Annotated in this window: 9 protein-coding genes and 1 tRNA gene; 5 read left to right on the top strand and 5 right to left on the bottom strand. The window is 48.7% G+C overall.

All coding sequences use genetic code 11. The annotated features are described in order from the left end of the window. Both ABD980_RS05910 and ABD980_RS05905 read left to right on the top strand, forming a co-directional pair. Positions 1 to 1,626 (top strand): amidohydrolase, encoded by a 1,626-nt coding sequence (locus tag ABD980_RS05910; RefSeq protein WP_345370324.1) that lies wholly within the window; start codon positions 1 to 3, stop codon positions 1,624 to 1,626. Beyond that, on the top strand, positions 1,610 to 2,509 hold the full coding sequence (locus tag ABD980_RS05905) for a CobW family GTP-binding protein (RefSeq protein ID WP_345370322.1): 900 nt from the start codon (positions 1,610 to 1,612) through the stop codon (positions 2,507 to 2,509). The genes ABD980_RS05910 and ABD980_RS05905 overlap by 17 nt, the downstream gene beginning before the upstream one ends. A 2-nt stretch (positions 2,510 to 2,511) precedes the next feature. On the opposite strand, the gene mgtE is transcribed toward ABD980_RS05905, so the two are convergent. The 4 genes from mgtE to ABD980_RS05885 all read right to left on the bottom strand — a co-directional run bounded on the left by mgtE (position 2,512) and on the right by ABD980_RS05885 (position 6,626). After that, positions 2,512 to 3,981 (bottom strand): magnesium transporter, encoded by a 1,470-nt coding sequence (gene mgtE, locus ABD980_RS05900; protein ID WP_300647394.1) that lies wholly within the window; start codon positions 3,979 to 3,981, stop codon positions 2,512 to 2,514. Between the two features lie 2 nt (positions 3,982 to 3,983). Continuing rightward, on the bottom strand, positions 3,984 to 4,385 hold the full coding sequence (locus ABD980_RS05895) for an acyl-CoA thioesterase (protein WP_260649268.1): 402 nt from the start codon (positions 4,383 to 4,385) through the stop codon (positions 3,984 to 3,986). Between the two features lie 90 nt (positions 4,386 to 4,475). Next, positions 4,476 to 5,681 carry a M20 aminoacylase family protein gene (locus ABD980_RS05890; RefSeq protein WP_345370318.1) on the bottom strand — a complete coding sequence of 402 codons (1,206 nt, stop codon included), beginning with the start codon at positions 5,679 to 5,681 and terminating at the stop codon, positions 4,476 to 4,478. 99 nt (positions 5,682 to 5,780) lie between these two features. Continuing rightward, entirely contained in the window at positions 5,781 to 6,626 is an 846-nt protein-coding gene (locus tag ABD980_RS05885) for an inositol monophosphatase family protein (protein WP_345370316.1), read from the bottom strand. A 94-nt stretch (positions 6,627 to 6,720) separates the two neighbouring features. Between ABD980_RS05885 and mnmC2 the strand changes: the two genes are divergently transcribed. From mnmC2 to ABD980_RS05870, 3 genes are all read left to right on the top strand, one after another. Then, positions 6,721 to 8,544, top strand: coding sequence for a tRNA (5-methylaminomethyl-2-thiouridine)(34)-methyltransferase MnmC2 (mnmC2, locus tag ABD980_RS05880; RefSeq protein ID WP_345370314.1), 1,824 nt, complete (start codon positions 6,721 to 6,723; stop codon positions 8,542 to 8,544). Positions 8,545 to 8,653: 109 nt separating this feature from the next. Next, positions 8,654 to 10,837: a glycoside hydrolase family 31 protein gene (locus ABD980_RS05875; protein WP_377536137.1), complete on the top strand. Its 2,184-nt coding sequence runs from the start codon at positions 8,654 to 8,656 to the stop codon at positions 10,835 to 10,837. Positions 10,838 to 11,009: 172 nt separating this feature from the next. Continuing rightward, positions 11,010 to 11,085: transfer RNA gene (locus ABD980_RS05870), tRNA-Lys, on the top strand. 177 nt (positions 11,086 to 11,262) lie between these two features. Here ABD980_RS05870 and ABD980_RS05865 read toward each other — a convergent pair. After that, positions 11,263 to 12,057 carry a hypothetical protein gene (locus ABD980_RS05865; protein ID WP_345370312.1) on the bottom strand — a complete coding sequence of 265 codons (795 nt, stop codon included), beginning with the start codon at positions 12,055 to 12,057 and terminating at the stop codon, positions 11,263 to 11,265. Positions 12,058 to 12,274 lie beyond the last annotated feature (217 nt).

Genomic DNA, 12,274 nt, shown 5'->3' with positions numbered 1-12,274 from the left:
ATGCTTACTATTTTTGAGGCCAAACGCATTATTACGATGGATCCATCTTTACCTATAGCCACGCATATTGCGGTAAAAGAGGGGCGGGTGCTAGGTGTCGGGCCATTAGAAGAACTTAAGGATTTAGGTGAGTATCGATTAGATCAGCAGTTTGCCGATAAATATATTTATCCAGGTTTTGTCGAGGGACATAGCCATGCCTTAGAGGGTGCGATGTGGAAGTACCTTTATTTAGGCTATTTTCCACGTTATGACCCGCAGGGCAAGTATTGGGATGGCTGCCAAAATTTAGTGGCAATTCAGCAGAAGCTTCTGCAGCAAGCCCAGCAATTACCTGCAGGTAAGCCGCTCATAGCTTGGGGGTTTGATCCCGTTTATTTTGACGGGGAGCGTTTAGATAAGGCCATTATTGATGAGGTGGTGGCTGACCGCCCTGTGGTTGTGTTTCATGCCAACTTGCATTTGATGACTGTTAATGAGGCGATGTTGCGTCAAACGAATCTAGCGCAGAGTCAAATCGAAGGGGTAATGCGTACAGAGGATGGCACACCAAACGGGGAGTTGCGAGAAATGGCAGCAATGCATGCGGTGTTTGAAGCACTAGGGCAGAGTATTTTTGATGAGGTAGCCAGTCTTGAAACATTAAAGCAATATGCTTTGGCAGCACAGCGTACCGGAATTACCACTATTACTGATTTATATAATCCATTAAGTGATCAAGGGGTGGCTGTTTTAAAAGAGGCGACAAGTCAAACCGATTATCCTGTGCGTTTAGTACCTGCGATGGCGGCCTTAGAGTGGCAAAGCTCTCAGGGAATAGAGCGTGTTCAACAATGTCAGCAAGCTAATACGGATCGGTTACATTTTGGATTAGTGAAACTGATGACGGACGGTTCTATTCAGGGGTTTTCAGCACGCATGCGCTGGCCTGGCTATCACAATGGGCAAGAGAATGGGATATGGAACGCCCCACCCGCAACGTTAAAGCAAATGGTAATGGACTATCATCAAGCGGGCTTACAGCTCCATATTCATACCAATGGTGACGAGGCGGTAGAACTGATGCTTGATGCGATCGAGGAAGCACAGACGTTATGGTACAGGCCAGATCATCGTCATACGTTGCAACATTGCCAGTTTATTAGCCAAGCGCAAATGCGTCGTGCGGCTAAGCTGGGGGTTTGTTTAAATATGTTTGTTAATCATATTTATTATTGGGGTGATATTCACCGCCAATCTACTCTAGGCTACAGTCGTTCGCGTCGCATGCAACCGTTACGATCGGCTTATGAGTTAGGGATACCAGTGGCAATGCATTCGGATGCACCTGTGACGCCTTTAGGGCCTTTGTTTTCAATGTGGTGTGCGTTAGCACGTCGCACGGCAACGGATCAAGTTTTAGGTGAGCATGAAGCCTTATCTATGGATCAAGCATTATATGCAGTCACCTTGGGTGCGGCTTATACCTTGCATTTGGATGATCAAGTAGGAAGTTTAGAAGTAGGAAAGTACGCCGATATGGTGGTTTTAGAGCATGACTTGTACGCGACGACACCAGATCAACTGCGTGATATGACGGTGCATGCTACGGTGGTTGGAGGACAGGTGCATGTCGTACGAACCTAAAAAAATACCTGTCGTACTACTTTCTGGTTTTTTAGGTGCAGGAAAAACCACAGCTTTAAATCGTTGGATTCAAGCGGGCATTGAGCCTAATAGCTTGATTATTGTGAATGATTTTGGGCAATTAAATATAGATGCCGAGCTCATCGATTATGAAGATGAGCAGATTATACGCTTACAAAATGGGTGTGTATGTTGCACGTTGGGTGGCAGCATGGCGGAAAAAATGGCTGAAATTGGGCGGCTTTCGCCTGCACCGAGTCAGGTATATATGGAGCTAAGCGGCATTGCAGATTCAGCCAAAATTGTGGATATGATTCGGGTTTCACAGCGATTTGTGTTGCGTGATAATTGGTGCTTTGTCGATGCTTCCTTAGCGGCACAACATAGTGTAGATGAGCTGGTTAACACGGTTTGGGAGAGGCAAATACAAAGTGCTACCCAGCTAGTGATTAATCGCTGCCTTCCTCAGCAGCCTTTGGCGGTTCCCTTAGCGGATTTGGTAGAAAAAACCAGAGCTCCTGTTCATTATGAAATGATGCCTACGATGGAATCGGCTACGTCAATTAGGCCGGCCCCTGCTATAGCTGATGCCTCATCAGGATGGCACAGTTTAAGCGTTGAAAGCGAATATGGAATACAGGAACGGGTACTTGTTGAGCTGCTGCAAAGTTATGCAGATACATTGTACCGAGCGAAAGGGCGCGTGTGTTTAGATGCCGCTGCAAGTAAAGGGTATGTGGTACAGTACACAAGGGGGCAGTGTCACTGCTCGCCGACTTTTCAGGTTCAAAAAACACAATTGGTTTTTATTGGGCGTTCGTTAGAAAAGCTACAGCGCTTACAACAAAAGCTGCAAGCGCTGTGTAAGAAAAACCAAGATTGAACTTATAATAAAAATACCGTAGCAAGCCCTAGAAAAATAAAAAAACCTAGGGAGTCGGTGCCAAAGGTCAGTAAAACGGAAGAGCCAACGGCAGGATCCTTGCCAAAACGGCTACGCAGGGTAGGGATTAATACCCCTAGGGTTGCGCCAACCAGCATATTGCCGATCATGGCGGCCATCATCACCAAAGCGATGGGGATGGACTTTGAAATAAACCAAGCAAATGTAGCAGTGACAAGGCTACCGCAGGCGCCGACCAAAAAGGTGACTAAAAGCTCGCGTTTGACCAAGGGCCATATATTAGAGCCTGTAATGCGCCCCATTGCCATGGCACGAATAATCATGGTCATGGTTTGGTTGCCCGAGTTGCCACCAATACCGGCGACAATAGACATTAAAAACGCCAAAATCACAATATGACTGACCGTATCCTCAAAGCGAGAAGCCACAAATGATGCGGTGGCGGCTGTACACAGGTTAATAAGTAACCAAGGTGCGCGGTTGCGTAAAGCATTGAGTACTGGTGCAAAAATATCTTCTTCTTGTAAGCCAGCACGAGACAGTTCTTGTTCTTGTGAGTCCTCTTGCAGTACGTCGACGACCTCATCAATAGGCACCCGTCCAATGAGCCGCCCATAATCGTCGACGACCGGCGCAGAGACTAAGTCATAGCGCTCAAAAGCACTGGCCGCATCAGTGTCCGGATCCAAAGGATGCAGACTAAAATAGTCGGTGGACATAACGTGGGAAACAAGGCTGTCAGGATCAGAGACCAGTAGTGTGGCTAAAGACAGTGTGCCCTGCAGCTTGTCTTCGCGGTCCACCACAAAAATTTGGTCTGTGTGATCAGGAAGCTCTTGAAGGCGGCGTAAGTAGCGTAAAACCACTTCGAGGGTGACGTCTTCGCGTACACGCACCATCTCAAAGTCCATGATTGCGCCCACGGTGTCTTCGGGATAGCCCATGGCAGCGATCAATTGGGCACGCTCGGCATCAGTTAGCCCCTTTTGCACCTCGGCCATAACATCGGGTGGCAGGTCGTGTGCCAGATCCGCAATCTCATCGGCATCCATGGAAGAGGCCGCGGCAATAAGCTCTTCGGCATCCATGGATTTAATTAACGATTCGCGTACCCAGTCCTCGATTTCAAGAAGGACGTCAGCATCATGTTCTTCTGCGACTTGATCCCACACAAGCTGTCGTTCAGGCTCAGGGAGCGATTCGAGGATAAAAGCAATGTCCGCAGGGTGCAGATGATTGATAATAGCTCGAATCTCGTTTTCGTGACGACGATGTGTAAGATTGGAGATAAGCTCGGAGCGCTCATCGCCTTCGCTTTGCTTTTCGGTCAGAAGCGTAATCACTTCGTGACGTTTAAGAATGCTTTGTAGGCGTTGTAAAGCAAGCTGAGCATCTTCCGGATCTAAGCGACGGACGGTAGGGCGGGTCGCAGTAGGCGCAGATTGGGTCATAGTTATTTTAAAGGCGGTAAAGGACGACTACGACGCTGGTCGTCAGTGGCAACATAGGTTAAAACGGCTTCGGTGACTTTGACCGTTTCATCAGGTAAAAGTTTACGCTCTGCATAGACTTCGACCGAAACGGTAATAGAGGTGGTGCCGGTTTTAATGATTTCGGCATAGACGCTTAATAAATCGCCCACAAATACCGGTTGCTTAAAGGTAAAAGAGTTAACGGCAACCGTAGCTACCCGACCCTGTGCGCGCCGCGAGGCCAGCACGGAGCCCCCGATATCAACTTGAGCCATGATCCAGCCGCCAAATACATCACCATGCATATTGGCATCGCCGGGCATTGGAATAACACGTAAAACAGGATCTCGGTCTTTGGGAATGGAAATCAGAGCACCGCTCATGATGACTCCTAGGTACAAAATACAAACAAAAAGAAATGCTTATTATTGTACCTAGATGCTAGATTCCTGCTGCAAACTTTTGTGATGAGCCTAAGAGGCGGGAGCTTGTTTTAACCAGGCTAGGGCGAGTTTAACCCAATAGGTCGCTCCAATAGGGATGAGGGCATCATTAAAGTCGTAGCTACCATTATGTAGCGTGCAGGGACCTAAACCATGTCCGGCTAAGCGATGATCTCCATCTCCATTGCCTAGAAATAAATAGCAGCCGGGAACATTTTCCAGCATAAAAGAAAAATCTTCAGCGGCCATGGAGGGGACGACGGGGTCGATGACGGATGCTTCGCCTAGCCAGTTTTTAAGTAGATCCGCGCAAAATTGAGTGGGAATAGCATGGTTAACGGTAGGGGGGTAGCGCCGGTCAAAGTCAATGTATGCCTGACAGGACATCGCCGCTGCTGTTTGCTGGCTAATGCGACGCAGGTGCTCTTCGATTTGATCGGTGGCTTGGGATGAAAATGTACGAACCGTACCTCGGATTTGTGCTGTATCGGGAATCACATTATCTGCGGAACCAGCATGTAATTGGGTAATGCTTAGTACGGCAGGTTCTTGTGGGTCAAGATAGCGACTGACAATGGTTTGTAAACCTTGAACAATAGAGGTGGCCGCCATAATGGGGTCTGCCGCTAAATGCGGCATAGCGCCATGGGCTCCTTTGCCTTGGATATCAATCACAAAGATATTGCTCGAAGCCATAATAGCACCGGTACGCAAACCAAAATGACCAGTGGGCAGAGTTGGCCAGTTATGCAAACCAAAGACAGCATCCATTGGAAACTGGGTAAAAAGGCCATCCTCGATCATTTTTTTGGCACCGCCTAGGCCTTCTTCGGCTGGCTGAAAAATAAAATAGACTGTGCCTTTGAAATGATTATGTTGTGCTAAATATTTGGCGGCGGCAAGCAACATGGTGGTGTGGCCATCATGGCCACAGGCATGCATAACACCATCGTGTTGGCTTTTATGCGCGAACTGATTTTGCTCTGGCATGGGCAGCGCATCGATATCAGCTCGTAGTCCTATCGTCGGCCCAGTGCCTTGGGTGCCGGTTAAAATCCCTACCACCCCTGTACCACCCAAACCACGGTGAAAGGGGATACCCCAGCTTTGCAAATAGTCTGCGATTTTATCTGCTGTACGGAATTCCTCGTAACCGAGTTCGGGGTGCTGATGAAGATCGCGGCGAATAGCGATGAACTCATCGTGCCAGAGATCAAGGGGAGGAAGCGTTGTCATGGATTCACCTTTAGCAATACCAAGTCGTAGGAATGATGACTACCATGTTACGCGGTAATGTTGCTAAAGAGAATCCGTAAAGACGCGCAGCGCCCTTGCTTAAGGATAGATCAAATGGGGTTTAATCATGGCTAAAAGCTCAGGGGCCACAGTAGCGTTACCACTATACACATAGCCATTACGTGGCCAAGGCAGTTGTTCGTACATGTCTTCACTAATCCCACCAGCTTCACGCACGATAACAGTGCCTGCTGCTACGTCCCAAGGGGCAAGGCCCATTTCCCAATAGGCATCAAAGCGACCACATGCCACCCAGGCTAAGTCCAAAGCCGCAGCGCCATGGCGACGTACCCCACGCGTGCTGGTGATGGCGGTGTTCAACGTTGGCATGTATTGGTTGGCAAAACTAAAATCCCGAAAAGGAAAACCCGTTGCTACCACACTATTAGCTAAGCTGTCAGCCTGAGAGCATTGAATGCGTTGCCCGTTGAGCCAAGCCCCCACACCATGCATGGCGGTAAACATTTCCTCTCGGTTGGGGTCATACACCACCCCAATCACGGGGGTATCTTGGTCTAAGCGAGAGCCGTTGATTTCTGTGCCAGCGTGAGCAATCAAAGCGATTGAGACGGCATAGTGCGGAATACCATGTAAAAAGTTGGTGGTGCCATCTAAAGGGTCGATATACCATGTAGCCAGCTGCTGGTTTGCTTGTCCGCCTGTTTCTTCAGCAATGAGCCCAAATTCGGGGCTTTGGCTGCGTAAAATATGGATAACCGCTGCTTCCGCTTCACGATCGGCTTGCGACACTAAGTCATTACGCATTTTTGTGTCAATGACTAATTCGCTGCGATTATTCGCATAGGCTTGTAAAATAGCAGCTCCGGCATGAGCCGCTTGTACGGCAGTTTCTAAGCTACTGCTGAGAGCGAAAGAGGTTTGCATAAACTCGACCTAAAAGAATGAAGAGACGGTAAAGAGCAAAAACTGCTCCTGCTCTTCAAATTGTACAAGCAACCCATTATTAAAACGAATCCATATGACACGCGCATTTCAACCTTTAGTTCCTGCTACTCCAACTTTTACCGAGACGGGGCTGGCTTGCAGTGATCGCTACGATGACCTGTATCACGCCGCGTCTGGTGCTTTAGAACAAGCCGAGTATGTGTTTTTAGGAGGAAATGGGTTGCCAGAGCGTTGGCGGGGCAGGGAGCAATTTACTATCGTAGAAACCGGCTTTGGTTTAGGTAATAATTTTTTAGCAACGTGGGCAGCTTGGCAGCAGGATGAGCAGCGTAGCCGCCGTTTGCATTTTGTGTCGTTCGAAGCACACCCTTTTTATGCAAAAGATTTGGCGTTGATGTTGGCGCATACACCTGCTGCTTTGCGTAAGCTAGCTGACCAGTTATTGGCGCAGTGGCCGGTGTTAGTCCCGGGCATCCATCGTTTAGAGTTTGAGCAGGGGGCGGTGACGCTGACCTTGTTTTTTGGTGATATTCGTCAAGCCGCAAAACAGATGGTATGTCAGGCCGATGCATTTTATTTAGATGGTTTTGCGCCACGAGTTAATCCGGCCATGTGGACGCCAGAAGTGTTTGGGCAATTGGTGCGTATGGCAGCACCCGGTGCGACGGCGGCAACCTGGTGTGCAGCGGCTCAGGTTCGTCGCGATTTACAAAATGCGGGCTTTATGGTGACGCGCCACCCGGGTTTTGCTTATAAACGCCATATGATCAAAGCCACACTGCGTCCGCATTTAGGGCGCTCTTACACTGAGCCGCCACAACAGCCGGTGATCATAGTGGGGGGCGGTATAGCGGGAGCCGCAACGGCGCATGCGTTATCGTTACGAGGTATTGCTACTTGTGTTCTGGACCCTCACTTCATACATGGAGCAGGGGGAGCGCAACTTGGGCATGCTGGATTAGCTATGACCCCATTATTGACCCGAGATGACGCTCCGCGTGCTCGTCTCAGTCGTGCCGGAATATTGCGGGCGCTGCAGCGTTGGCAGTCATCGACGGGGGCGATGCAGGTTGTGGGTTCTCTTGTTGTCGCTCAAAGCGAAGAAGAGGCATTTTTACAGCAGCAAAGTGTGGCAGAGCTCGCCTTTGATTTAGATTGGGTACAATATCTAACAGCACAAGACGCATCGCGGTATGCGAGCACGCCGGTGAAGCACGGTGCTTTGTATTTTCCTAAAGGCGCTGTTATTCGCCCTCAACAGTTATTAACACAGCTATTGGAAACAAACCTGGTGACGTGGCGAGCTGATACGGTAGTGACTGTTCATGCCTCTACTCAAGGTTGGAAAGTGATCACCCGTGCGGGTGATCACTATGAGGCCCAGCATGTTATTTTGGCCAATGCACAAGGTGTTACGTCATTGTTGCCACAGGCTCTACACGGTCAAGCTCCACGAGTCATGGGTTTAGATGTAATAGGAGGACAAAGTATTTCGATAGCGCGTACTGCTTTAAATGCAGCACCCTCACGTATTGTTGCAGGTAGTGGTTATGTGGTTCCTTTAGCCGAAGGCTATGTGCTAGGTAGCACTTACGATCAACCGCCCCGATCACTGTCGCAGGCTGCTTGTCGCGAAATATTCCAAAAAACGGAGCCTTTAGTGCCGTTGGATCAGGACGTATTGGCGGTAGAAAGTGCTTGGGTGGGAACTCGAGCCGCATTAAAAGACCATTTGCCGGTGTTGGCTCAGCCTTTGCCGGGCTTATGGTTAAATGCAGGCTATGGTTCGTATGGCTTTAGTTGGGCGGCGGTACTTGCCGAACAAATTGCCGCACAGATGGCGGCAGAGCCGGCGCTGATAGAGCGTGATTTATCCCGAGCGCTAGACCTGCGATAATACGTGTCTGTTCATATATAGTAGTGATGCGTATTTGCTTTGCAGCAAATATGCGTCAAAATAGTATCTTTTAATTCTAGTTTTGGGCTTTGCCCTTGAGGATCGCATTGTGCCGTCCAAAACACACTCTGATGATGTGACGCAATTGTTTAATCTTCTAAGCTCTATATCCACAAAATCCTCGGCGGCTGATTTTGCCGCAACCGATGATCTCATGCTTCGTATCGAAGCCCATGCCCCTGGCGTATTTCGCTTGCGCTTTGGTGCGCTCAAGCATATTCAGCCCGAGCGAGTATCAGCGCGAGCACAACAATATGCCGATATGCTTCTTGCCCGACAGGATGCCGTTGGCGAGCTCGAAGTCACGGAGCAAGCACAGGGTTGGCGCATTGAGCAAGGCGAAAGCGTGCTCGAGATCGATAAAGACACGTTTGCTTTGCGCGCGTATAACGGGGATCAGCTTTTATTACAAAGTCAGTCTTTGATCGCAACGCCTCAATGGCAGTTTGCTTTAACCCTAGACCCTAACGACGGTATTTTTGGTTTGGGTGAGACCACGGGTGATCTTAATCGACGTGGTGCAAAACTCGTTTCAGATCATTATGCGGATCGAGTGTTGCCATTAGCGTGGAGTAATCGCGGCTGGGGGCTTTACGTAAATACATTTGAGCGCGTAGAGCATGATGTGGCACTAAGCCAAGCGGATCAGTATCAGTTAACGGTTCATGCCACGGTATTTGACCTGTTTATTTTTATAGGTCAGCCTGTCGAAATCTTAAACCAGTATACCGCGTTGACAGGGCGAGCAGGGCAACCTGGGCTCTGGCCAATGGGGGTTTGGTTGGATCAAACGCAGAGTCAATCCATTGAGCAAGGCTACGCTACCATTGAACAGCTTAAGCAGCTTCAGGTTGGGGTTGATGTCTTAAACCTAGCACCGCCTGCAGCCCTAGGCTTTAGTGCTGACCGCCCTATTTTTGAGTGGGATGCCGAGCGTATTGCCGATGTACGCGACACGATGGCTGCCGCCGAAGACAAGCAGTGCAAATTAGCGGCTTCGGTTTTTCCGGGGGTGGCAGTAGGCACAGCATTATTCGATGAGTGGGAGGACCGAGGCTGGCTGCTTATTAATGATGACGACGGTTTGGCCTACACTTTTAAAGGCAATGCCGTCACTGCAGGTAAAGACTTTGGGTTGTTGGATTTAACCCACAAGGACGCTTATAAGCTCTGGGTGGAGCGTTTACGCCAAAGTTACGATGAGGGCTTGGGGGCGGTGGTGATTCAAGCGCAATATGATTTGCCAGATGAGATCACAGCCCGTGGTGGAGAAAGCGGTGCGATGTTACGCACGGTCTATCCGTTACTTGCACGCCAAGCCTTATTCGATGCTTTTGCAGGGCACAAAACACCCCAAGAAGGCTTGGTAGCAAGTCGCGATTTATATCCTTCTGCACATCGCTTTGCTTGGCAGTTAGGGCCAGATGTGACCAATGACTGGGATGGCTTAGCCAAGACCTTGCAGGCTGCACTTTCGGTTGGTAATAGCGGGATTACAGCACAAACACATCAAATTGGCTCGGCAAGTGCTCCCCTAGATAGCATGACACCAGAGCTTTATGTGCGCTGGTTATCGATGGCGGTATTTTCAGCAAACTTTCATTTTCAAGCCGTGGATGGCTTATTGCCTACCTCGTTTGATGCTGAGACCCAAAAGCTTATAGCGCATTGGCTGGAATGGCGTTATCGCTTAGTGCCTTATGTGCTGGGCATTATCGAAGAGTCTGTGCGCTGTGGTTTGCCTGTGCAGCGTGCTTTATCGCTAGAGTTTCCGGATGATCCCGAAGCGTTAAACTGGAAACATCAGTACATGCTCGGCTCAACACTACTGGTTGCACCTTTTGTGCAGCCAGGTGACGAGATCGAGGTATATCTACCTAAAGGCAGCGACTGGTGGGATTTATCCACAGGCTGGCGCTATGAGGGTGGCTCACGTTGGGTGGTTAAAGCGGGTTTGGACCGGCTCCCTGTTTTTGGACGCGAGGGACATATGTTGTGTTTAGGCCCGAAAGCGCTCAATACATCAGAGTTCAATTCTGCCCGCTTACTCGAAGAAGTCTGGATGTTTGGTATGCCAGAGCATAGCCCTGCTGTGATGCGTAATAAAATTCGTGTAATGCAGATGCAAGGCTCTAGCTATATTAAAGGTCTGGAAGGGTTAAAAATCCTGCCTTCAGAGGGCCTTGAGGTCAAACGACGTGGTGCAGAGGTTCGTATTTCCCGAGCTCGATAGTTTTTAAAAAAAAGGTGTACTTTTTTTAAAAACATGTTATAGTTACGTCTTTGCTTATTTAGGTGCGTGCACCGGTAAGCAAAGACCCAATTATTGCAGGCTTTTTTATGTAAACTTTTTATAAAAAGCTTGACAGTTAAAAACAGCTATGCAATAATTTAATCTTTCGGTTGGGTCGTTAGCTCAGTCGGTAGAGCAGCGGACTTTTAATCCGTTGGTCGCGCGTTCGAGTCGCGCACGACCCACCAGCCCGAATTCTCAAAGACGCCACTTATTCATAGGTGGCGTTTTTGTTTTTGCTGATGACATAGCAAATTGTTCCTTGCAGGAAACCCGTTTTTAACGGCAAAGCCCAATGGTATGCAGGCCATTGGGCTTTTTTTATAGAGGATGACCGTTGGTTAGTTGTAACAGCTGGCTCAGGGCTAAGAGGGTTGAACAGCGGTGAGATATTGTTGGTGTAGGTCAGGGAGTAAATCGGCCAAGCGTTGATGCTGTGCGGGTAGCCCCCATTGCTTTTGTATACGCTGTTGGTCTGTTTGATTGAGAAGTGCTAACGCCTGTGTGCCTAGTTGCTGATAACAAATGGGTTGTTGTAAAAGAGATTTGCCAGAAAAGGCGGCGGCAATTAAATCCCCACGTGGGGTTTCTGGCTCGATACGTATAAAAGAATGAAAGGCAGCAATATAATACAATAATGGCAACGCTGGGCTGTCGCTCGTGTTTTTTTCACGTAAAATAGCGCGCAAAGCTAAACAAGCCTCATGAAAAGCCGCACTATAGGGCAGGTTTTGCCAAGCAAGTTGTAGGCGTTTGGTGGGGTGGTCTTTATATTTTTTTAGTTGTTGGCGCCATGCTTTGCCTAGGCCTTGGAGCACAACGGGTAGAGGCTGACCAGGATCATAATGAAACCATGGGCTGTCAGTTTGATGATTTAGCTGAATCCCAAAATGCGCTAAAGCTTGCTGCAATGGCATGAGCTTAACGCCAGTGTGATGGTTTTGTAATTGTTGTTGAAGCTGTTTTAAAACGGGCTTAATGTCAGCAGGTAGAGGCAGCTGTTGCAATTGTTGAATGAGCTGCTGATAACGTTGTAGTAGCTCAGGCGTTGGTGTGGCCTTATATTGGATTAGCTGTTGCCAGCTTTCGCGCAAGGCCACGATCACAGCATGAGCAGCTTGAAGTGATTTGGCGTAAATCAGTTTGCATGGCATTGTCATTCTATAAGCCTAATTAGGTTAGCATGATATTAGCCTAGCATAATTTATATTATGGGTTCAGCCTAAAACCCTCGCAGGCCCCCCATTTGTTTTTTCGATGTAGCCAAATCGTATCACAAGCCCGACATTTAAATTTTGCTTCAAAATTCTCACCTTTTATCGGGATATATTCACTACAAAGGTGTAATTCTGGATGAGGGGGTGTGGCTGCTACAGC

This window comes from Paenalcaligenes hermetiae, from assembly GCF_039543645.1.
GTDB classification, from domain to species: Bacteria; Pseudomonadota; Gammaproteobacteria; order Burkholderiales; family Burkholderiaceae_B; genus Paenalcaligenes; species Paenalcaligenes hermetiae.
The sequence above is the reverse complement of the archived record's forward strand: the minus strand, read 5'-3'. Positions and strand labels throughout refer to the sequence as shown.